The 23,939-nt window shown below is 43.3% G+C and carries 17 protein-coding genes; 14 read left to right on the top strand and 3 right to left on the bottom strand.

Annotated elements, in window-relative coordinates; genetic code table 11:
• Positions 1-54: 54 nt before the first annotated feature.
• From M301_RS08380 to M301_RS08370, 3 genes are read left to right on the top strand one after another with little or no spacing between them, the layout of a single operon-like run.
• Positions 55-1,215, top strand: coding sequence for a THUMP domain-containing class I SAM-dependent RNA methyltransferase (locus M301_RS08380; RefSeq protein WP_013148335.1), 1,161 nt, complete (start codon positions 55-57; stop codon positions 1,213-1,215).
• Complete coding sequence (locus M301_RS08375) at positions 1,208-1,561, top strand: nucleotide pyrophosphohydrolase (protein ID WP_013148334.1); 354 nt, start codon at positions 1,208-1,210, stop codon at positions 1,559-1,561. The genes M301_RS08380 and M301_RS08375 overlap by 8 nt, the downstream gene beginning before the upstream one ends.
• Positions 1,562-1,592: 31 nt before the next feature.
• A complete protein-coding gene (locus tag M301_RS08370; protein WP_013148333.1) occupies positions 1,593-2,093 on the top strand; it encodes an aminoacyl-tRNA deacylase in 501 nt (166 codons plus the stop codon).
• Positions 2,094-2,185: 92 nt separating this feature from the next.
• On the opposite strand, the gene tpx is transcribed toward M301_RS08370, so the two are convergent.
• Together tpx and M301_RS08360 are read right to left on the bottom strand one after the other, a co-directional pair.
• Positions 2,186-2,689, bottom strand: coding sequence for a thiol peroxidase (tpx, locus tag M301_RS08365; protein ID WP_013148332.1), 504 nt, complete (start codon positions 2,687-2,689; stop codon positions 2,186-2,188).
• Between the two features lie 151 nt (positions 2,690-2,840).
• Positions 2,841-3,992, bottom strand: a complete 1,152-nt coding sequence (locus M301_RS08360) for an FIST signal transduction protein (protein WP_041359967.1) — start codon at positions 3,990-3,992, stop codon at positions 2,841-2,843.
• A gap of 395 nt (positions 3,993-4,387) precedes the next feature.
• Here M301_RS08360 and M301_RS08355 point away from each other — a divergent pair, with 395 nt between their 5' ends.
• From M301_RS08355 to M301_RS08315, 9 genes are all read left to right on the top strand, one after another.
• Positions 4,388-4,768, top strand: coding sequence for a response regulator (locus M301_RS08355; protein WP_049770018.1), 381 nt, complete (start codon positions 4,388-4,390; stop codon positions 4,766-4,768).
• A 2-nt stretch (positions 4,769-4,770) separates the two neighbouring features.
• On the top strand, positions 4,771-5,136 hold the full coding sequence (locus M301_RS08350) for a response regulator (RefSeq protein WP_013148329.1): 366 nt from the start codon (positions 4,771-4,773) through the stop codon (positions 5,134-5,136).
• Between the two features lie 33 nt (positions 5,137-5,169).
• Entirely contained in the window at positions 5,170-5,703 is a 534-nt protein-coding gene (locus M301_RS08345; RefSeq protein ID WP_013148328.1) for a chemotaxis protein CheW, read from the top strand.
• Positions 5,704-5,778: 75 nt separating this feature from the next.
• Positions 5,779-7,539 (top strand): methyl-accepting chemotaxis protein, encoded by a 1,761-nt coding sequence (locus M301_RS08340; RefSeq protein WP_013148327.1) that lies wholly within the window; start codon positions 5,779-5,781, stop codon positions 7,537-7,539.
• Between the two features lie 108 nt (positions 7,540-7,647).
• On the top strand, positions 7,648-12,753 hold the full coding sequence (locus M301_RS08335) for a hybrid sensor histidine kinase/response regulator (protein ID WP_013148326.1): 5,106 nt from the start codon (positions 7,648-7,650) through the stop codon (positions 12,751-12,753).
• Between the two features lie 112 nt (positions 12,754-12,865).
• A complete protein-coding gene (gene dnaE, locus M301_RS08330) occupies positions 12,866-16,375 on the top strand; it encodes a DNA polymerase III subunit alpha (RefSeq protein WP_013148325.1) in 3,510 nt (1,169 codons plus the stop codon).
• Positions 16,376-16,522: 147 nt separating this feature from the next.
• Positions 16,523-17,494: an acetyl-CoA carboxylase carboxyltransferase subunit alpha gene (locus tag M301_RS08325; RefSeq protein ID WP_013148324.1), complete on the top strand. Its 972-nt coding sequence runs from the start codon at positions 16,523-16,525 to the stop codon at positions 17,492-17,494.
• Complete coding sequence (gene tilS, locus M301_RS08320; protein WP_013148323.1) at positions 17,463-18,833, top strand: tRNA lysidine(34) synthetase TilS; 1,371 nt, start codon at positions 17,463-17,465, stop codon at positions 18,831-18,833. The genes M301_RS08325 and tilS overlap by 32 nt, the downstream gene beginning before the upstream one ends.
• A 108-nt stretch (positions 18,834-18,941) precedes the next feature.
• Positions 18,942-19,760 (top strand): shikimate 5-dehydrogenase, encoded by an 819-nt coding sequence (locus M301_RS08315; protein ID WP_013148322.1) that lies wholly within the window; start codon positions 18,942-18,944, stop codon positions 19,758-19,760.
• Positions 19,761-19,804: 44 nt separating this feature from the next.
• Here the strand turns inward: M301_RS08315 and M301_RS08310 are convergent, their stop codons facing one another.
• Positions 19,805-20,509 carry an arylesterase gene (locus tag M301_RS08310; protein WP_013148321.1) on the bottom strand — a complete coding sequence of 235 codons (705 nt, stop codon included), beginning with the start codon at positions 20,507-20,509 and terminating at the stop codon, positions 19,805-19,807.
• A gap of 2 nt (positions 20,510-20,511) precedes the next feature.
• Between M301_RS08310 and M301_RS08305 the strand changes: the two genes are divergently transcribed.
• Entirely contained in the window at positions 20,512-21,237 is a 726-nt protein-coding gene (locus M301_RS08305; RefSeq protein WP_013148320.1) for an ABC transporter ATP-binding protein, read from the top strand.
• A complete protein-coding gene (locus tag M301_RS08300) occupies positions 21,234-23,741 on the top strand; it encodes an ABC transporter permease (protein ID WP_013148319.1) in 2,508 nt (835 codons plus the stop codon). Before M301_RS08305 ends, M301_RS08300 begins: the two co-directional genes overlap by 4 nt.
• Positions 23,742-23,939: the final 198 nt, after the last annotated feature.

Raw genomic sequence — 23,939 nt, 5'->3', positions numbered from 1 at the left:
AAACGGCTAGTTAACTTAGCAGTATTTAAACACTTAAATTTAAGAATATTTATTATGATACCCAATCGTTATTTCGCAACTTGCCCACGTGGTTTAGAGCAATTACTTGCTGATGAGTTACAAGAAGTTAAAGCCAAATCAATCAAGCTGACTGATGGTGGCGTGAGTTTTGATGGCGACTGGGCGGTGTGCTATGCGGCAAACCTGCATTCGCGTATTGCTACACGTATTTTGTGGCAAGTAGCACGTGGTAAATATTTAAACGAAGAAGACCTATTTGAAGGCGCCTACAAACTTGATTGGCCACAATGGTTTAATGTAAAAAATGACTTCATGGTTAAAGTGACTGGCGTGAAATGCCCTTTAAAAAGCCTAGAGTTTGCCACCTTAAAAATCAAAGATGCAGTGTGTGACAAGTTTAGAATGGCGGTAGGAAGTCGTCCTTATATTGATACTAAAACGCCAGCAGTACGCATTCACGCCTACTTGGCGGCTGACGAATATCAGTTCTATTTGGATACTTCTGGAGCGGCTTTGTATCAACGCGGTAATCGCGGCGCAAGTATTGAAGCACCATTGCGCGAGAACTTGGCGGCTGGTATTTTAAAACTATCTGGCTGGCAAGTTGGGCAGCCTTTGTTAGATCCAATGTGTGGCAGCGGTACGTTTTTACTCGAAGCTGCGATGATTGCGTTAGACATGGCACCAGGCTACAAAAGAAGTTTTGGTTTTGAAAAACTGAACACTTTCGTGCCCGAAGTTTGGAGTAAGATTAAAAACCAAGCATTGAGCAAAGTTAAAAAGGTGACTTTTCAAAAGATTTATGGCTCAGATATTGATTTACGCGCGGTGCGCATCAGTAAGCAAAATCTGGAAGATGCAGGTTTGTTAGAAGCGGTACAGTTATCTCACGTTGATATGATTGCTGTTGTTCCACCAGCTGATAGTGGCGTGATGGTGGCAAACCCTCCGTATGGCGTGCGTATTGGCGAAGGTGATGATTTGGCGCTGCTTTACCCTAAAATGGGCGAAGTTTTAAAACGTAAATTTGCAGGTTGGAATACTTATTTCTTAACTAACGATTTAACCATGCCAAAGTTGATGCGTTTGACGCCAAGTAAGCGTACACCATTGTTTAATGGTTCTTTAGAGTGTCGATTATTTGAAATTAAAATGGTGGCAGGGAGCAACCGAAAGGATAAGCCTAATGAGTGATTCACTAAATCAACTTAGAACGCGAGTGAATACTTTTGTTGAAGAGCGTGATTGGGCGCAGTTTCATTCTCCTAAAAATTTAGCGATGGCGATGATTGTTGAAGCAGGCGAGGTGGTGGAACACTTTCAATGGATGACTGAGCAAGAAAGTAAAAACTTGAATGCCGAAACTAGAGAGCAAGTAGGCCAAGAGCTATCAGATACATTTGTTTATCTACTTAGAATAGCTGAAGTTTGTGGCGTTGACTTAATCGAAGCCGCGAACAAGAAAATAGACTTGAATGCGAAAAAATACCCAGTAGAAAAATGCAAAGGCAGTAATGCAAAATATACTGATTACCAATAATTCATTTCTTCTTATATTTTAAGGAGTTAGCATGCGTAGTAATATTACTTCAGCCGTAACTGCATTATTACAGTCCAAAGATATTGCCTATGATGTGATTGAAATTCCGCTTAGTGAAGATAAAAAGCCCGTGCGCAGTTTAGAAGAGCTACTCACTACAAAAGGCTTAGACCATAACTCAGTGGTGCGTAGTGTGGTATTTAAAGCTGAGTCAGGTCAATACGCTTTATTGGCAGTTGCAGGAGGTGGGCGTGCTGATTGGGGTTTATTGCGAGCATATTTAAATGAACGTAAATTGCGTATGGCAGAGTATGACGAAGTGTCAGAAGTTACGGGCTATATGGTTGGCGCAGTTCCTCCAATTGCTTTGCCAGATAGTGTGAGAGTGCTGGTAGATAACAGTGTAAGTAGCTATGAGTTTGTGGTGATTGGCAGTGGCGTGTTGGGCTATGCCTTGTCTCTGAAAGGACAAGATTTAAGCAGTTTAATGGTAAACAAAGAGTGGGGAAGTTTTGTTAAGTTGGAGAGTTAACTCAGAGGTAGCTCCAACTGCGTATTCATATTTTATTTAACTAGAGCAAGAAAAAAGCCCAGCATTGTTGGGCTTTTTTCTTGCTGACAGAACTATAAGCTAGCTAATGCTGCATCATAGTTAGGTTCATTGGCGATTTCTGAAACCAATTCACTATGCAAAACATTGTTATTTTCATCTAGTACCACAACAGCGCGCGCTGTTAAACCAGCTAGGCTGCTATCTAAAATTTGCACGCCGTAATCTTTTGAAAATTTCGCTGTGTCACGGAATGTAGATAAGTTAACCACGTTTTCAATGCCTTCAGCACCGCAAAAACGGCTTTGTGCGAATGGCAAATCAGCAGAAATGCACAAAACAACCGTGTTATTCATGCCGCTCGCTTTTTGGTTGAAAGTACGTACTGACATTGCGCAAGTTGGTGTATCAATACTTGGGAATATGTTTAGCACTTTACGCTTACCAGTGAATGCATCAAGTCCAACTAAATTGCGTTTCGCATCAGCAAGTTGAAAGTCTGGGGCTGTTTGGCCTTTTTGTGGAAAGTTGCCGCCGATTGCAACGGGACCGCCTTTTAAAGTGACTGTATTTGTCATGATGATTTTCCTCTTTTTATGGGTTTTGAATAGAAATGCTAGACCTAGCATCATAAAACAAAAACGCCCAGTTTGCACTGAGCGTTTGATAATTATTACCTGCATAATCCCTTGTTTTAATAGGGTCTTTTGCTATTGGTAAATTCAGAAATTAAGCAAATAGATCTTCACTTAAATAACCAATGGTCATCGTTTGGTTATGCAATACGCTATCACTAGTATCTGGGCGCGGTGCAAATTCACCGTAAGAGTAGAAGCCGGTGATCGCAGTTTGAGAGCCTAGGATTTGTTTGACTAGTTTGACCTCGTCGACAACTAATTCTGCCATCACACCTTTACGGCCAACGCAGCTCACACAGATTGCTAAGCCTGTTTGATTAGTGCTGATTTGATTGGTAACGAGGTGTGCCGCATCGCCAGCGCCTTCAACTAGCCTATCATGTGTTGCTTGACAGAAACGTACAGTTTCACCTTCATCTACGTTGCCCGCAAAAGTAAGACTATTTTTAGCGCTATCGATAGCTAATAGTGTGCGGATTTTCTCAATATCACGTTTGCCTTCTTCGATGATAGCAAATGGGAATTTTAAGCCGCTCCCTGGCAAGCCTTTTGCAGTCTGTGCACCTATGTACATGTTGTACAGTGGCAGGGCTGGTTTGCCATCAAGCTCTAAAACCACGTTCTTTTCTGATCGAGTCACTTTGCGAGGTGGGCCATATGGCTTCCAGCCTCGACCTACGCCTGCAGCAGCCACTAGATTTTTGCCATACAAACCAACTGCAATCACTAGGCCATTTGAAATGGTTTCGTTGAAGATTTGCACAGTTTGGCTGAAATTAAAGCCATCGCCAGCCATGCCGCCCATAAGAGGAATATCGCCCAACACACTTTTAAAGCCCTCTAAAAGCTCGGAGCCGTTTACGTTTAATCCGTCAGAGTAAACTAGTACCGCTTTTAAATCATCAGATTTCAGTTGGCGCGCTAGGTCGACCGCTGTTTCATAAGAGTTTTGCATGCTAGTCATCTTGGTATGAGTCACACGCTGTATCGTTTTTTCCCACAACACGGCAGTAATCTGCAAGCTGTCATCAAACACACCGTCAGCTGAAATTTCGCCTGAAGTTGAACAGCCGATAATCTGTGCTGCAGGATAGCGTGTTTTTAATATGCTCTCCAACTTAGAGTCGCCAAAGCGCTTTACTGAACCAAACACTAATACTAAGTTTGCCATGGGCAGCGGTGAGGCTGCAGGCAGATCTTTTAATGTCATTTTAGCTGTCAAAGATTCTTGTTTTACTATCATGCTCATCCCTTTAGTTTTAGCCTTAAACATCAAGCTTTAAGTACCTGTTATGGTACTTTTAATATAGTTGTTATAATTTGTAACAATTGTTAACAAATTATTATATGCTACCCATATGGGTAATTGTAATAATTTTATTATATATATCTGTTTTTACGAAAACTTGATAATACCTATATAAGTTAATATATTGCATATGTTTGTTAAACCTATTGCTTATTAGATGATTCTGTAGATACAATGAGAAATAATCAGCGCAATTGAACATAGTCAACTTTAGTACTGCGCACAAATAAGGGAGCTTGCTGGTGAGCCAAAAAAAGCCAAGTCAAGAAGAGCAAGGTAAGGAATTGCAGCAAAAGCTGACTTTAGAGCAGCTGTCTGCAATCAAAGTCATGGTTATTGATGATAGTAATACGATACGTCGTAGCGCTGAAATATTCCTTAAAAATTCAGGTTGCTCAGTCATTTTGGCGGAAGATGGATTTGATGCATTAGCCAAAATCTCAAACGAACATCCAGATATTATTTTTGTAGACATCATGATGCCTAGGCTCGATGGCTATCAAACCTGCTCGCTCATTAAAAGAAACGCTCGCTACAAAAGTACACCTGTCATCATGCTTTCAAGTAAAGATGGATTGTTCGATCGCGCGCGCGGCCGCATGGTAGGTTCCGACCAATATTTGACCAAACCTTTCACACAAGAAACACTGATAGACGCAGTACAAACTTATGCGGCTATCAGTAGAGCTAACCCACAAGAGGCAGAATAAATATGGCAATTGAAACAGTTTTAGTAGTAGATGATTCAGCAACAGATCGATTTTTCTTAACAGAATTACTAGAAACCGCGGGTTATACCGTGATTGGTGCGGAAAGTGGTGAAGAGTGTTTAACTAAAGTAGCTGCAAAACATCCGGATTTAATTTTGTGTGATGTAGTGATGCCGGGCTTAACAGGTTTTCAAGTAACGCGAACATTGACTAAAGATGCAGCTACTGCACATATTCCAGTGATCCTTTGTACAGGTAAATCACAGGCGACAGATCTAGCTTGGGCTTTAAAGATGGGCGCCAAAGCTTGTGTGACTAAGCCTGTGGTGAGTGCTGACTTGTTGTCTCTAATTAAAACTTTAGAGTAAAAGCAGTTTTATTGATAAGTTGACATCATCATTATGGCCAAAACCTCCAACCTACGAGAATTTCAAGAAGCAATTTTATTGCGTCTTAAAGAAGCAACCGCAAAAGGCGGTGCTGTTTCCACCTCTCGTTTAGGCGTTATCGTAGGTTCAAAAAGAGTGCTTATCAATTTGCATGAGGTCAGCGAGGTTTTGCCTGTACCGCCAATGCAGCATGTTCCACTAACCCAGCCATGGTTTTTAGGTGTGGCCAACGTGCGTGGTAACTTATATAACATTACCGATTTAGCGCAATTTATGGGGTTGCCGCCTACCCCGAAATCTATCAATAACCGTATTGTACTTATTAACTCCGAAGTGACGACGCAGGTGGCGGTGGTGATCGATAGCTTGGTGGGGTTGCGCAGTGTCGAGGCGATGAAACGCAAGCCCGCGAATAAAAACAATAAAAATAAAGCAGCGTACTTGAGTGAGAGCTCGTATGAAGATGTTGATAAAAATGAATGGTTTGAGCTGAATGTTGAAGCGCTGGTTCAGGATAAGGTGTTTATTCAGCCAACAATCAGTTAGTGGTGAGTTAGTAAATATTTAAAGCATGATGATTATTTTTATAAAGCAGAATAATTCTGTGAACTGGGGTTCAAAATGGCATTAAATCTTGCGGTAGTAAAAAATCTGCCTTTACAAATAGGTAGTTTCTTTAATAACCTAAAAAATAAAAGTGCCGGTTCGGGTGCATCTAGTGCTGCTGGTATGAGTGGTAGTTTTAGGCAGTTGTATCTTCAAATCGTCGCTTTTATATTGTTTGCTGCTTTGAGCTTTTGGGTAGTTAACCAGGTTCGCGTGAACGGTCCAGTTTACAACAACCTGAAACAGTACCAAGATTTGGCGGCAGACGCGCTACCTCCGCCACTTTACCCTGTGGATGCGTTTGCGTTCTACAACCAAGCTTATGTAGCTTCAACAAATTTTAATAATGAGAAGCGCGACAAGGCGATTGCTAATGCTGCGAAATTTGAAACTTTATTTAAAGAGCGTGCTGCCTACTGGCAAAAAAATATTCAAAATGAAAAGCTGCAGGGTTCCCTAACAGCAACAATTAAAGCAGGTGAAAACTTCTTCCAAGTAGCGCATACCCGCTTTATTCCATCTCTACCATTAGGAACGGTGGCGGCTTCTGCGCCATTATCAGACTTAACAGCGGCTTTTGAGGTGGCGCAGCAAACTGGTAATACGTTTACTACTGAAGTGCAAAGTGAAAACAAGGCGTTAGTTGAATCACAAAGTAGCTTTATTAAATTAGTATTGTTCTTATTGTTGTTGATCGGTTTGGTTATCGTACTTTTGATGTACTTCTTTGGTAAAAAACAAGTAGAGCAATCATCTGGTTTGACTGAGCAGCTAGCTAAAGAAGGCCAGGATAACCAAGCGGCCGTTCTGCAGCTGCTTGATGAGATGGGTGACTTGGCGGATGGTGACTTAACCGTTAAAGCGCAAGTGCGAGATAGTATCACTGGTGCGATTGCCGACTCTATCAACTACACGATTGATAGTTTGCGAGATTTGGTGACGGAGATTAACCGTGCGACAGAGCAGGTGACTTCTGCGACCTCAGTTGCGCAAGGTACATCATCTCAATTATTGAGTGCTGCAGAAACGCAATCAGACCAAATTATGCAAACAACTGACGCGGTTACTGATATGACGCGTTCTATTCTACAAGTTTCCAGCAACGCGGCACAGGCTTCACAAGTGGCGCAGCGCTCATTAGAAGCGGCTTCGCAAGGTTCACAAGCGGTACAGAATACAATTTCTGGAATGAATGAAATTCGTACACAAATTCAGGAAACTTCAAAACGTATTAAACGTTTGGGTGAAAGCTCACAAGAGATTAGTGAAATCGTGGAGTTGATTTCTGATATTACGGAACAAACCAACATTCTAGCGTTGAACGCTGCGATTCAAGCGGCGTCTGCTGGTGAGGCAGGGCGAGGCTTTACAGTAGTTGCGGAAGAGGTTCAGCGTTTGGCTGAACGTTCATCTGAAGCGACTAAGCAAATTAGTGCGATTGTGAAAACCATTCAAACAGATACACACGGCGCGGTTGTGGCGATGGAGAAGAGTACCGAGGGTGTGGTTGAGGGTGCGCGAGTTGCCGATGCTGCGGGTCAGGCGTTGACGGAAATTGAAACCGTTACCAATAACTTGGCGCGATTAATTCAGTCAATTTCTGCTGCAACGAATGCGCAAACTGAATCCGCAACAACGGTTGCAAATAATATGCAACTGATTCAAGAAATTACAACACAAACGACAGAAGGTACGCAATTGACCGCAGATTCTGTAGGTCAGTTGACATCACTTGCTGAAGAGTTACGTTCTTCTGTAGCTGGTTTTAAACTTTAAGCGTTACGGCCTTTATAAAAAGTACGTATCTACTTGGCTGTGAAATATAGAGTAATGGAATGTCAATAAACTCCATGAGAATAACGCAAATTAAAATCGGGGCAAATAATGGCTGAAGCATTTGATATTGGCCCGTTGTCTTGGGTAAAAGATGAAATTGATCAGTCACTTAAAAAAGTGCAAGACAGTTTCATTGCAGTGATGGACAAGCCTAGCGAAGTGGCAACTTTGCGTTTTACAACCGCACATTTATACCAAGTGAGCGGCGCTTTAGATATGGTTGGTCTTGAGGGTTGTAAGCGATATTGTTCTGAAATTGAAAAACTTACTAGTAAACTAGAAAAGCTACAGATACCTGTTAGCCAGCCCGTGATGACTGCTCTCATGCAGGCTGTAGATGCTCTTTCCAGATACTTGCAAGACTTGCTAAATGGTATGCAAGATACGCCAACTAGACTTTATGAGAGTTTAAACCCACTGATTGAGCTACAAGGCGAGTCGCTTGATATTAGCGATTTGTTTTATCCAGATACTAGCTATAGCGCACCCAAAGATTTGCCTAGCAACCCGATTGAAGAGTCGGCAATCCCCATTTTCGTTTCTGAGCAGCGCCCAGTTTTTCAAAAAGCACTGCTAGATTGGCTTCGTAGCAAAGATGCCAATTCGCTCAATCAGATGCGCTTGGCGATGTCGAATGTACAACAGGTACAACAAAAAAATGCATTAAAAACACTTTGGTGGACCGCAACTGCATTTACTGACGCTTTAGCGCAAAGCCCTGTGGCTGAGCAAGCTGGCGCAAGAAAGCTATGCAGCAGGATAGACCAGCAGTTACGCAATATGTCTCTAGGCGATTTGAAAGCACCATCTCAGCTATTACGCAACTTGCTTTATTACGTGGCCGTGAGTGATACCAGTACTGACGAAATCGGGCGTGTAAAAGAATTGTTTGAGTTGGATGATTTCTTACCAGCAAGTGATCGACATGGTGCGACCGCTGCAACGGCTGCAGAACGGGCAGCACTTGCTCAACTCAATGCTGATTTACCTGCACTAAAAGATTTATGGGCAAGTGTTAGCAATAGTAATTCTGTTGAAGATTTTGACAGCTTTGCCGATAAGTTAAATCACCTGTCTATGGTGTTGTTAAGCCTGAATAACCAAAAAGTACTTAAGCTTATCAACGCAATTCAGGCAACGGTAAAAGCACTGCAAGAAGATAAAGCTAAAATCAATGAAAGTGCATTTATTGAGGTAGCAGCATCGCTTAATTTGCTTGAGTACATAGGCGAGTACTACCAACAGCTGGATGCAGAGGCTGATCAAAAAATCACCACGCAGACATCACGCTTACAATCTATTATTAAAGGCAAAGCACTTGCGCCAGCCGTTGATGCTTTTGCAAGTGAGCATTTAGATGCGAACGTGACCGAAGCTGTCGCGAAACAAATCATTAGCGAGTTGCAACATGCTGAGAAAGCACTTGATACCTATTTCAGAAACTCTGCAAATGTTGCTGTTTTAGATGAAACCACAAAACCATTGCAGCAAGTAGCAGCAGCGTTCGATATGCTGGAAATGCCGGTACCAAAATCCATCGCACGACTTGCCTCAATCTATGTTGAGCATTTTAAAGTTCATTCTGACGACGATGGTCGCAATTCACAGTTTGAGCTGGTGGCTGAAAGTTTGAGTATGCTAGGGCTGTACGCGGAAGAGCTGCCAAATATTAGAGCTGAGTCTGAATCTGCATTATCTGGCGCCTTGATACGGTTAGAACAAGGTGCAAAAGCATTTAATCCCTTGGTTGATAACAATGCGCTAGTCGAAAATGAAGTGCCTTCAAGTGACGTTGTTGAAGTATTAGAAACTGCTAATGTAGCGATTGAAACCACTGTGATAGATTCAGAGGCTAAGGCACATCAAGCCGTAACAGACAAAGCAGTTGATGATGAGCTTCAAGATATATTCTTAACTGAAGCTGAAGAGGTTTTAGCCAGTCTGGCACAACACCTACAAACTTTACGAGTCAATCCAACCGAAAGCGAAGCCTTGGTAGAAGTGCGTCGTGCTTACCACACACTTAAAGGCAGTGGCCGCACGGTGGGCTTGGTCGGTATGAGTGAAGTGGCTTGGTCTGTTGAAAAGCTGCTCAATTTAGTGATGGAGCGTAAAGCGTTTCCAACAGCTAAGCAATTGGCTTTTTTTGAGAATGTCAGTGCGGAATTTGCTGGTTGGGTTGCAGAGCTGCAGAAAAATCAGGTTGTTACTTTAGATCCTAGCCCGTTCCAACAACGCGCTACTGAACTTGAATCAGAGCTTGAACATGATTTAGCTGTGAATAAGCCAAAACCGCAAAAAGAAGAAGTGCTCATTGGTGGTACAAGGACATTAAGCAAGACGTTCTTTAATATATTCTTAGCTGAAGCGCAGCAACATTTGGAAACCTTGATTGAAGCTCAAAAAGCTTTGGTTGTTAATTCAACAGACTTGCCTACCAACGATAGCTGTCGTGCAGCACATACATTAGGCAGCAATGCGCTCACCGCAGGCTTTAATCCAACGGGTGATTTAGCACGTGGTTTAGAGCATTGGTTAGATGAACATATTGGTGAGTGGACTGAGCAGCATATCGCCCTATATGGCAATGTAGTTAAAGCCTTGGCGGATGGTTTGGAAAAAGCAAAAGTGCTTAAAAATCCAAAATCAACACGTGCATTAGTGATTGCATTAAGTGAATCTACTGCGGCAATGCAGGCAATCGCGACACAACAAGCTGAAGCTGCCGTGCTTGAGCACCAAGCAGAGGCTATCAGTAAATCAGCTAAAAAACGTAAAACAAAGGAAAGTTTACCTAAAGAAGCGGTTCAGGTCGAAGAGGAAATCATTGAAACTGATATTGCACCAGTGGTGAATGAAAATGAAATCGCTGAAGCTATACAAGAGCTACAGCAGCATACTGAAGCTATTCCATCACTAGTGAATGATGCATTGTTAGCTGATATTCCAGTTACCCAGCTAAAAGAGTTGGCAGTAGATCAAGAGTTGCTTGGTTTGTTTGTTGAAGAGGCACGCGAGCTAGTACCGCAAGTCGGCCGAGATTTACGTGGCTGGCGAGCTAATCCACATGAGGCCGAATACCCAGATTCATTACAACGCGCTTTACATACTCTAAAAGGTAGTGCACGTATGGCTGGGCAAAGCAATATTGGCGATAGCGTGCATAAAATGGAAGACCGCGTGATTCACGCCTTGCGCCATAAAGCCACGGCTGATGACTTTGATGAAATGTTTGTCGAATTCGACCATATCGGCTACATGCTGGAAGACATTACCGGTGACGTGAAGGTTTCTGCCCAAGATGAAGACGTGGCTGCAACAGTCACTGTGCCAACGCGTTCAGTCGAACGTAAGTCACAATTCTTACGTATGCGTGCCGACGTGCTAGATAGATTGATTAATGAAGCTGGCGAGGTTTCAATTATGCGTTCTCGAATGGATCGAGAAATGCAAAGCTTCAAGCAGTCTTCATCAGATTTAACCGATAGTATCAGCAGAATGCGTGCTTACTTACGTGAGCTGGAAATTGAAGCTGAAACGCAGATGCAGTCCCGTATGAGCTTGTTGCAAGAGGCTAATGAAACATTCGACCCGCTAGAGTTTGACCGATTTACGCGCCTACAAGAACTCACCCGTATGATGGCCGAGAGCGTTAACGACGTTGCGACAATTCAACATGGTTTGGTACTTAACTTAGATCAGACTGATGCGGCTTTGCAACAGCAAAACCGAATGAATCGTGAGCTACAACAAGGCTTGATGGGCGTTCGTATGCTGCCATTTGCCACTATATCGGAGCGCTTACAACGTATCGTTCGACAAACTGCAAGAGAGTTGAATAAACGCGTTGAAATGGTCATCGAGGGCGAGAATATCGAGCTAGACCGTGGCGTGCTAGATAAGATGGGCGCACCCTTAGAGCATTTGTTACGTAATGCTGTGGCGCACGGTCTTGAGTCTACAGATGAGCGCAAGAAGCTTGGCAAACCAGAAGCAGGTCAAATCAAGTTAAAAGTCAGCTTGGAAAATGATGAAATCACACTCGTTGTGACCGACGATGGCGCCGGTATTAACCTTGCCAAGGTAAAACAAAAGGCCATTGAAAGAGGATTGTTAAGCGCTAACCAAGAAGTGTCGGACCAAGCATTAATGGCAGTTATTTTTGAACCGGGATTCTCAACCGCTGACAGTGTCTCGCAAATTGCAGGACGTGGTGTTGGTTTGGATGCGGTACGTAGCGATATTGCTGCTTTGAGTGGCCGTATTGATGTGAGTAATGTTACTGGCATGGGCGCAATGTTTAACGTTTACTTACCCGTTACACTTTCAGTTGCGCAAGTGATCATGGCGCGCGTGGGTAATAAAATGTTTGCGATTCCATCTGTGATGGTGGAGCAAGTGCAAAAACTCAAGCAGGGCGACTTATTGAGCGCCTACCAAGCACACAACGTAAACTGGGCAGGGCGTGATTATCCATTACATTATTTATCTAAGCTTATTGGTGATGTTGACCATGTAGCACAACAACATACTTATACGCCAGTCGTTTTATTACGCAGCGGTACCTATCGCACTGCCTTGCATGTAGATGAAATTATCGGCAACCAAGAGGTTGTGATGAAGCAGATTGGTACGCAGCTCGCGCGCGTGCCAGGTATGATTGGTGCTACGGTACTAGGTGACGGAGTGATTGTATTGGTGATTAACCCAGTGCAGTTAGCTAACCGCGAAGCGCTTTCGATCGGCGCAATTAAAGTAACGACGTTTGCACCTATTGCTGAAGCTGTGAAGAAAGTAGCATTGGTAGTAGATGACTCACTTACTATGCGTAAAGTGCTTTCTCGTGTATTGGAGCGTGAAGACTTTGAAGTGATTACCGCGAATGATGGTATGGATGCGATACAAAAATTGCAGCTCATCACGCCGGATATCATTTTGACGGATATTGAAATGCCTCGCATGGATGGTTTCGAGTTCTCACGCCATGTGCGGGATAATGATAAGACTGCGAATATTCCATTAATCGTCATCAGCTCACGTACCGCCGAAAAACATCGTAACGTTGCTAAAGAGTTGGGTGTGAATGCGTTCTTGGGTAAACCTGTACAAGACGATGAGCTCATTGAGCAGGTAAACGCTTTGCTTAAAAAATAAAAACTATCTGCATTATTGTCAAGGATAATAATGCAGATAGCATCAACTTTTTGTCGCAAATCCTACTAAGTTTTACTCTCTAAAACTCCCCCAATAAGGTAAAATTTACCTTATGTTGCAAACTAGTCAATCAGATATAAAACAGCCCATATTCGTCCACTTGCGTTGCCATAGTGAGTACTCTATTGTCGACGGCATAGTACGTATTGACGACTATGTGAAGCAGGCGTTGAACGATAAAATGCCAGCGTTGGCATTAACTGACTTAAGCAATTTATTTGGTGCAATCAAGTTTTACAAAACCGCTCGGGGCAAAGGTATTAAGCCTATTTTGGGTTGCGATATTTGGTTGGAAAATACCGCTAATCGTGATCAACCAACGCGTTTGCTATTGTTATGTCAATCACATGCCGGTTACTTGCTGTTATGTCAGCTACTTAGTCGCGCCTATTTGAGTAATCAATATCGAGGGCGAGCAGAGTTTAAGCGTGAATGGTTTGTTGAATGCGGTACAGAAGGGCTTATCATGCTCTCTGGCGCAATTGCTGGTGATGTTGGTCAAGCGTGTACGCAAGATAATCTAGCGCTAGCAACTAAGCTTGCTCAATCTTGGGAAAATCTATTTCCAGACCGATTTTATTTAGAAGTACAACGCACCGCCAGTGTTGCTGAAAGTAGCACACCAGAGAGTAATGCCTTGCAACATCAGCAAGAAAATTACATTCAGCAAGTGCGTTCAATCGCGCACAGTCTTAATTTGCCCATCGTGGCAACACACCCCATACAATTTATTACGCCCGATGATTTTAGAGCCCACGAAGCACGTACCTGCATTTCTGAAGGCTATGTGTTAGCGGATACTCGCCGCCCCAAAAACTTTACTACTGAGCAGTACTTCAAGCCTCAAGCAGATATGGCTACGCTGTTTGAAGACATTCCCGAAGCGCTGACCAATAGCGTTGAAATTGCTAAGCGCTGTAATTTGATGCTGACTTTAGGTAAAAACTATTTACCTAACTTCCCAACGCCTAATAATGAAAGCCTGAATGAGTATTTAATCGCAGAAGCGCGTAGGGGCTTGCTTCAACGCCTAGAAGTGCTTTATCCAAATGAAGAAGTACGTGCCGCAAAAAAACCTGCATATGATGCACGTTTAGACTTTGAAACCAAAGTGATTAACCAGATGGGATTCGCGGGTTACTTCTTGATTGTGGCTGACTTTATTCAGTGGGCTAAAGGTAATGGCGTACCAGTTGGTCCTGGGCGTGGTTCTGGTGCCGGTTCTGTTGTTGCTTATAGTTTAAAAATTACTGATTTAGATCCGCTGGAATACAATTTATTGTTTGAGCGCTTTCTAAATCCAGATCGCGTTTCAATGCCCGACTTCGATATCGACTTCTGCCAAGAAGGGCGTGATCGTGTCATTGATTACGTGAAGCAAAAATACGGCTTAGACGCGGTTTCACAAATCGCCACCTTCGGTACCATGGCGGCAAAGGCCGTGATTCGTGATGTGGGTCGAGTGCTAGATTTACCGTTCTATTTTGTTGATGGCATCAGCAAACTCATTCCGCTTGAGTTAGGCATTACTTTATCTGACGCTTTGGTAAAAGAGCCGCAGTTAGCTGAACGTCGTGAAAATGAAGAGGAGCTGAAAGAGCTACTAGAGCTAGCATTGCGACTTGAAGGCTTGGTGCGTAACATCGGTATGCACGCGGGTGGGGTATTGATTTCACCAGGTAAGATTTCTGATTTCTCGCCTGTTTATTGTCAGGCAGATGGCGCAAGTTTAGTCAGTCAATACGATAAAGATGATGTTGAAGCCGTAGGGTTAGTTAAGTTCGACTTTTTGGGTTTACGTACGTTGACGATATTGGAGTTGGCTTTGGCCAACGCGAATAAACAGCGTGCGACAGAGGGTTTAGCACCTTTATCATTCGAAACATTGCCGCTTAATGATAAGCCAACGTTCCAGTTGTTGAAAACCGCCAATACCACCGCAGTGTTCCAGCTAGAGTCCAAGGGTATGAAGGACATGCTTAAACAAGCATTGCCCGATTGCTTTGAGGATATTATCGCGCTGGTAGCGCTGTATCGACCTGGTCCTATGGATTTGATTCCAGATTTCTGTCGACGCAAACATGGCAAGCAGCGCGTAGAATACCCACACCCACTCACAGAGCCTATCTTAAAAGAGACTTACGGTATTGCCGTGTATCAAGAGCAGGTGATGCAGATTGCCCAAGTCGTCGCGGGCTATAGTCTTGGCGGTGCCGATTTGCTTCGTCGTGCGATGGGTAAGAAAAAAGTTGAGGAAATGGATGCGCAGCGTAAGACCTTTGTGGAGGGTGCTACCAAAAACAACATGACCGAGCGGCAAGCGATGGAATTGTTTGACTTGCTAGAGAAGTTTGCGGGTTATGGTTTTAATAAATCTCACGCCGCCGCCTATGCATTGGTCGCTTATCAAACCGCGTATTTGAAGGCGCATTATCCTGCGGCATTTCTGGCCTCTACGATGTCTGCTGATATGAATAATACCGACAGTGTGCGTATTTTCTATGAAGATTGTGCGCCTAATCAGGTGAAAATTTTGTCGCCAGATGTGAATCAAAGTGAGTATAAATTTACGCCGATTAGCAAAAACCAAGTGTTATACGGTTTAGGTGCCGTCAAAGGTACAGGGCAAGCTGCGATTGAAGTGATTTTGCAAGCACGTCGCAAAGATGGCCCATTTAAAGACCTGTTCGACTTTTGTAATCGTCTCGATTTACGCAAAGTGAATCGCCGCGTGGTGGAGTCGTTAATTCGCGCAGGTGCGTTTGATAAACTATCACCAAGCCGTAATGCGCTGTTAGCAGGCGTTGCCATGGCTATGGCTGCTGCTGAACAAAACAGCGCCAATAGTAACCAAAACAGTTTGTTTGGTGAAGTGGCAGATAAAGCTGCCAATATATTACCTATGGTGCCAGATTGGACTGAGCAACAGCGCCTGCAAGAGGAGAAGGCTGCGCTTGGCTTCTATTTTAGTGGACATCCTTATTGGGCTTTTCAAAAAGATTTAAGTCAGTTTATTTCGACTACGTTGGCAAATTTAGCCCCCAAAGAGCAACCGCAACTATTGGCAGGTATTGTTTCAGGCGTGCGTATTCGCATGACTGGACGTGGCAAAATTGCCATCGTAGGTTTAGATGACGGCACTACGCGATTAGAAGTCGTGGTGGGTAGTGAGTTACTCAATCAGCAACAAGCCTTGTTGAAAGATGATCAACTTATCATCATAGAAGGTACTGTAAGAAATGATGAGTTTTCTGGAGGCGTAAGAGTCAACGCTAGAAAGATTTTTGATTTACCTACCTTGAGAAATAGCAAAGCCAGCTTTTTGAAAATATCCTGTAATGGTCAGGCTGATGCTATCAAGCTAAAGGCTTTACTAAAGCCGTATTGTAAAAATGCCTCTGATGAAGCGCGCGGTTGTGCGGTTAAAGTTGAGTATCACAATAAAACCAGTAAAGTGGAGTTAATGTTAGGTAATGACTGGCGTGTGGATTTGCATGATGAGCTGATTGCAGGTTTAACTGCGTGGTTGAGTCGAGAAAACGTAAAAATCCTATATAATTAGGCATTCAACAATGCATTCAAATTAATACCGCGTTGTCGGGTCTTGCCGTACTAATTGTACTGTCTGCGACCCAACGCCTTGTCTTAATTCGAATGCATTGCTGAATGTAGTTTTTGAGAAATAAGTTTCGATTATTGAGTTAAATATATGAAAATAAGTTATTTAGATTTTGAACAACCTATCGCAGAACTTGAAGCCAGAATTGAAGGTTTACAGTCTGCGCATGATGACAATGACGCTTTAGATATTTCTAAAGAGCTTATTGCATTAGAAAAGAAAAATAAAAAACTATCTGAAGATATTTATGGCAATTTAACGGCTTGGCAAATTTCGCAGTTGGCGCGTCATCCGCAACGTCCTTACACTTTAGACTATATCAAGGGCATATTTACTGACTTTGAAGAACTGCATGGCGATAGAGCTTATGCTGATGACCCCGCGATTGTAGGTGGTTTGGCAAGGTTTGAAGGTCAGCCGGTGATGGTGATTGGCCATCAAAAAGGCCGTGACGTTAAAGAGCGCCAATACCGTAACTTCGGGATGCCACGCCCAGAAGGTTATCGTAAAGCTTTGCGTTTATTCCGCTTAGCCGAAAAATTCCATATTCCTATTATTACCTTGATTGATACGCCTGGCGCCTATCCTGGTATTGGTGCAGAAGAGCGTGGTCAATCAGAAGCGATTGCACGTAATCTTTATGTGATGGCTGAGCTTGAAACACCTATTATCGGCGTGATTATCGGTGAAGGCGGCTCTGGTGGTGCGTTGGCATTGGGTGTGGTTGACCAGTTGTTGATGTTGCAATACGGTACTTACTCTGTTATTTCACCTGAGGGTTGCGCTTCTATTCTGTATAAGAGTGCGGATAAAGCTTCAATCGCAGCAGAATCTCTTGCCATTACCGCGCCGCGTCTTAAAACATTAGGTTTGATAGACCGTATTGTGCCTGAGCCATTAGGTGGCTCACATCGTGCGCCAGAAGTAGTGATGGAAACTTTACGCCTTGCACTAAAAGAAGAGCTGGCCAAATTAAAGCCTAAATCAATTAAAACTTTACTGGTTAGCCGTTATGAGCGCTTAATGGGCTATGGCAAATACAAAGAAGTCGCTGAAAAATAGTAAGAAGGTTACAGAGCTTGTAACTCATCCTTTAATTTCACAACTCAATCACTTTTTAAGTCGCTACTTAAAGCCAAATCAGCATGTGCTGTTGGCGTTAAGTGGCGGTTTAGACTCCACGGTGTTGCTGCATCTGCTTGCTGCAGCCAAACAAACTATCCGGTTCGAATTACATGCCATGCATGTGCATCATGGCTTGAGTCCTAATGCCGATGCTTGGGCAGACTTCTGCATGCAGCAATGTCAGCTTTTGAATGTGCCGATTAAAGTCGTGCGTGTTCAGCTTGATTTGAATGCTAAGCAGGGCATAGAAGCCGCTGCAAGGCAATTGCGCTATGAGGCTTTGTTTGATTTTAAAGTGAGTGGAATTGCTCCAGATTTCGTTGTGACCGCACACCACCAAGATGACCAAGCCGAAACACTGCTTCTGCAATTGTTTAGGGGCGCAGGTGTGAAAGGCTTGGCTTCTATGGGGTGCATAGATGAATCTAGACGCTTAATGCGCCCTTTACTTGATATATCGCGCCAAACGCTACAAGAGTACGCAGAGCAAAACAATATTCAATGGTGCAATGACGAGAGTAACGACAATACACAATACGAGCGCAATTTTGTTCGGCACGATGTGATGCCAGTGTTAGCGACTCGTTATCCATCAGTCAAATCAGTGCTCGCGCGAACAGCCTCACACTTGGCTGAAGCGAATGATTTACTCGATACTTTAGCGAAAATTGACGCCGATAAGTTATTGCAAAACAACAGTTTATGCTTGCAAGATTTAACAGGCTTTGACCTTCCGCGAGCTAAAAACCTACTGCGTTGGTGGTTTTCACAGAACCAACTCGCAATGCCTACTTCTGAGCATTTGAATGAAATTATTCAGCAGTTGTTCAATGCTAAGGCAGATGCCAATATCAATATCCAGCTACAACACTTAAGCCTAAAACGCTATCAACAACGCGCTTACCTATGTGCAGAGCGCCTTGCCGAACCTTTTGATATGACTTGGAATGGTGAGCCATATTTAAATTTACCCAACGGCGGCCAGTTACATTTCAAGCAAGTGGTAGGCTCCGGTTTAGCGCTAAAGCATGGTATGACTAAGCTAAGAATCACCAACCGAGATGGCGGTGAGCGCTTTAAGCCAGACGTACTAAGACCTACTCGCACGCTCAAGCATCTACTGCAAGAAGCGAGTATTCCCCCGTGGCAACGTGAGCATTTACCACTAATTTATTGGCACGACACTTTAGCCTTAGTGCCGAATATTGGTATCGCACATGAGTTACAGGCCACTGAGAATGAGCTAGGCTTAGATATTATTTGGCAAGATATCTAAATCTAAATTCATCTTAGTAAAAAGTATTTTGGCTTATATTGCCAAATGTATAAGGCAAATTTTTTGGAGACGCAGTGCATTAAGCGTAGTCATTTAGAGAGATAAGTCATGTTTGATTATATTAACCGCGATACAAAACTATGTATGTCCCTCTCGGCTAGGCCAGGGAATGTCGGTACAAGGTTTCACAACTATCTCTATCGTGAGATGGGGCTTAATTATGTGTATAAGGCTTTTAGTACTGAAAGTCTGAAAGATGCTATTGCAGGCATTCGAGGACTTAATATTCGTGGCTGTGCTATATCTATGCCTTTCAAAGAGTCAGTCATCGAGCTGTTGGACGAGCTTATGCCATCTGCCGCGACCATTGGTTCAGTCAATACCATTGTCAATGATGAAGGTTGGCTCCGTGCCTACAATACAGACTATGCTGCTGTGCGAAGCCTGCTTGACAATCATAATGTATCAAGAGATATGAGTTATGTTATTCAGGGCAGTGGTGGAATGGCCAAAGCCGTTGCGATTGCGATGCGAGACGCTGGCTTTCAGAAAGGTACTATTCTTGCGCGTAATGAAGCTGCTGGACGTTCGCTCGCTGAGCTATGCGGTGTTGAATGGCAAACCGATTTGCGTAATTTAAAGCCACAGATTTTGGTAAATGTGACGCCAATCGGCATGGCTGGCGGCATTGAAGCCAATGACCTTGCCTTTAGTCAGGAAGCGGTAGAGGCTACACAAGTAGTGTTTGATGTAGTTGCCCTACCTGCGGAAACGCCACTGATAAAGCTAGCTCGCGGTTTAGGCAAGTCTGTCATTACTGGTGCTGAGGTGATGACCTTACAAGCGGTAGAGCAATTTGTGCTTTACACTGGGCAACGGCCGACTCAAGAATTAATTGCAAAAGCGGCCGTTTATTCTCGTGCCTAATTTTTATTCGTCATTTGCCATCGCTAACGGGTGTTATAACGAAATCATCTTTTCAGTAATGGTTGTAACTTTGGCCAAATGTTATCAAGCATCATCGGTTGCCCTAATACATTAGGGTGAAGTCCATCATCCTGAATTAACTTTGGTTTGGCGGCAATGTTTTCTAGCATAAATGGTACTAATGAAACTTGATGTTGTTGGCTTAATTGTGGGTAGGTATTACTGAAAGAGTCGGTGTATTTAGGGCCATAGTTTGGCGGTATTTTCATGCCGATTAACAGTATTTTTGCATTGGCCTTTTTACTTTGTGTAATCATAGTATTGAGGTTAGCTGACATCTCTTTTACAGGTAAGCCGCGTAAACCATCGTTAGCGCCCAGCTCTAAAATGATGATGTTAGGTTTTGTTTTCGCTAGCGTGGTTGCTAGTCTGGTCAAGCCGCCGCTGGTGGTTTCACCGCTAATACTGGCATTAATGACATCATATTGATAATGCTGATCTGCAAGCTTCTTTTGTAAAAATGCTACCCAGCCTTGCGATTTTGCAACGCCGTATGCGGCGGAGAGGCTATCGCCATAAACCAATATTTTAGGATTCGCCGCATTTGCGTGTGAAATGCATGCAACGAAACTGAAACCCAGTAGACTAATACAAAGTAACTTTTGTAACCATAATTTAGATTGCAGTAGTTTTGAGTATTTAAGTTTAGAATTTAACTGTTTAAGAATGAATAATAAGTGGAAAAACATAGATGCAACAATCTCCTGCCATGCAAACAAAAATAAGCCAAACGAACATCATCCAAGCACAAAACTTAACTTACGAATTTATCAGTCATGATAACCATATTCAGGTTTTACGGGATTTAAATTTATCTATTTTACAAGGCGAACAAATCGCCATTATCGGTAGTTCAGGCTCGGGAAAATCTACGCTCTTGAGCTTGCTTGCAGGGTTGGACATACCAAGTAGCGGTAGCGTTCAAATTCAAAACAATGCATTTAGCAGCTTAGATGAAGATGGCAGGGCGACCGTACGCGCTAAAAGTATGGGATTTATATTCCAGTCATTTCAGTTGCTACCTTCACTGAATGCTTTAGAAAACGTCATGTTGCCCTTGCAATTGAAAAGTCACCCTAACGCAAAAGAACTGAGCCTAGAAGCGTTGAGTAAAGTAGGTTTAAGTGCACGTGTGCAACATTACCCGAAGCAGCTTTCAGGTGGCGAGCAGCAGCGCGTAGCGATTGCTCGTGCATTCGCTACTCAGCCTGCTATTTTGTTTGCAGATGAACCTACAGGTAATCTAGATAAAGCTACGGGGCAGATCATCATTGAGTTGTTGTTCAAAATGAATACGGAAGCAGGCACCACTTTGGTTTTAGTGACACATGATGCGCATTTGGCAAACCGATGCCAGCGCCAGCTGAAACTTGAGAATGGTGTGTTGACTGAGCAAACAGATTTGGTTGCAGCATGAATTTAAGTGTTGGCTTAGCTTGGACGCAAACTATCAGTTTGTGGCGCTCTGGTGCGTTACGTGTACTGGTTTTTTCATTGGTGTTAGCGGTAACCACCATTTCCGCGATTGGGTTTTTTACGCAACGTGTAGAAACCGCATTAAATCAGCAAGGCGGCTTATTGCTTGGCGGCGACCTTGCTGTTATTGCTGACCACGCTATTCCTGATGCTTTGCTTAATCGCGCAGCAGAACAAGGCTTAGCGACGGCTAAAACTTATGAGTTTTCTAGCATGGTAGTGTTTGGTGAAACTAGCCAGTTAGCTGAAATCAAGGCTGTTGAGCAGGCTTTTCCACTAAGAGGCGACTTAACTCTAGGTAAATATAGCTCTGATATAGGTAAAGTAGTTAAAAATGCTCCTAAATCTGGCGCGGTTTGGGTGGAGCCAAGGCTTGCAAACTTACTGAATATTAAAGTGGGTGATGTGGTTGAAGTGGGTGAGCGTAAATTGCACGTTGGTGCAATATTAGTACGCGAGCCATCACGTGGCGGTGATATGTTTGGTTTTGCTCCGCGCCTGATGATGAATGCCGCAGATTTGCCTTCTACTAAGTTAATTCAATATGGCAGTCGCGTAAAATATCAGTTGTTACTCGCCGCTAGCCCGCAAAAAATCAACCAATATTATGCACAAACTAAGCCAATATTAAACCATGGCGAGAAGATACAAGATGTGCGAAATGCTCGCCCGGAAATTAAATCAGCCTTAGATAAAGCACAGCAGTTTTTAGGTTTATCTGCCATGGTCAGCGTGATTTTGGCGATGGTCGCCATGCTGCTTTCCAGCTTGCCTTATATCAAGCAGAGCTTAGATACTTTTGCCTTGATGCGTTGCTTTGGCGCTTCAAAAAGTACGGTGTTGCAAGTATTAGCCATACAAACTATTTTGATCGCATTTTTTAGTGCCTTACTTGGCGTTTTACTAGGATTCATTGCGCAGTTTGGCTTGGCTAAATTAGCGGGTAGCTTGTTTTTAGAGACACTGCCACCGGCTTCTAGCGCACCAGTGTTTATCGGCTTGGCAGCTAGTATTGCCATGATGTTTGCAGTGGTGCTGCCGCATGCTTGGCAAATGCGAAACCTTACTGCAATGAGTATTTTGCGCCGCGAAACCCTAGCTCAGCCAATTTCCGCGCAAGCCAAGTTTCTACCTGCCGCGTTAGTGATGTGTGCGATGATTTTTTGGAAAGCGGGCGACGTTAAATTGGCTGGTTCAACCATATTGGCTTTAGTGTTGTTGTGTGTGGCGATTGTTGGTTTTTCTTATGTATTGGTCTCTTTGGCAAATCGTTTATTCATGTTGTCACCAAAAGGTCAAGTATTGAACGATATTAAACTTGGCGTGCTGGGGCTTAAACGACGCTTTGGTTTATCTACCGTGCAAATGATAGGTTTTAGTATGGGTTTGATGGTGCTGATGTTGCTTGCCTTGATACGTGGTGATTTGATCCGCAACTGGCAAGCTTCATTGCCGATTGATGCACCTAATCGCTTTATTATTAATATTCAGCCCAGTCAAATTGATGGTATTAAGCAGTTTTTCGAGAAGCAGAAAATCAAAGGCGGAAGCATTTTTCCTATGGTGCGCGGTCGTTTGATTGGCAAAAACGGTAATGACATCAGTGCTACAGAATGGCAAGATGAGCGCGCCAAACATCTTGCCGAGCGTGAGTTTAATTTGTCTTGGGCTGCACAGATGCAAAGTGACAATCAATTGCTGTCTGGACGCTGGTGGACGCCAAAAGAATATGGCAAGCCTTACTTATCGATAGAGCAAGACTTAGCAAAAACATTAGGTATTCGGTTGGGCGATAAATTGTTGTTTGATGTTGCAGGTGACCCACTCACGCTTACTGTCACTAGTCTTAGAAAAGTAGATTGGGACACGATGCGCGCGAACTTTTTTGCGGTGACGCCGCCTGGTGTATTGGATAACTACTCTGCAAATTACATTAGCAGTTTTCACCTGCCAATCGGTGCAGATGCTGCGATGAATCAGCTGATACGCAACTACCCAAACCTGACAGTGATTGATGTTGCGGCGCTCATGCAACAAGTACGTGGCATCATGCAAAAAATGAGCAGCACCATAGAGTATGTGTTCGCCTTTAGTTTGCTTGCTGGCTTAGCCGTGCTTTACGCTGCTTTAATCGCTACACGCGAAGAACGTATCGCAGAAGCCACGATTATGCGAGTATTTGGCGCATCTCGCCGTCAAGTGAGCATTGCCTATGTAGCTGAGTTTGCCTGTATTGGCTTGGTATCCGCGTTGATCGCAACTATTGCGGCTAATCTTTTGGCGTATTACATCAGTGCTCAGATATTAAATATTCCGTTTCAGTTTAATGCAACGCTTGCATTTGGCATCACGCTTATTGCTGCATTTATTATTCCTCTGGCTGCTTGGCTAGGTTTGCGCGGATTTTTGAATGTTCCTGCAAGGCAGTTACTTAACAGTATTTAATGGATATGGTTGTATACAACCATAAATTGGCTGATAGTAGCCATAATTTGGCTGTATACAACCACATTTTATGTGTACAATTTTTAATCTATATCAGTATTAATCTTTACTAGTTGATTCCATTGAATATTTTTTAAAATCTAATTCTAGGAATGTGTTTTGCTTATTTAATGCGGTGAAATACATCTAACCTAGGGG

It is taken from the genome of Methylotenera versatilis 301, assembly GCF_000093025.1.
GTDB lineage: Bacteria > Pseudomonadota > Gammaproteobacteria > Burkholderiales > Methylophilaceae > Methylotenera > Methylotenera versatilis.
This window is presented reverse-complemented; position numbering and strand designations above follow the sequence as displayed.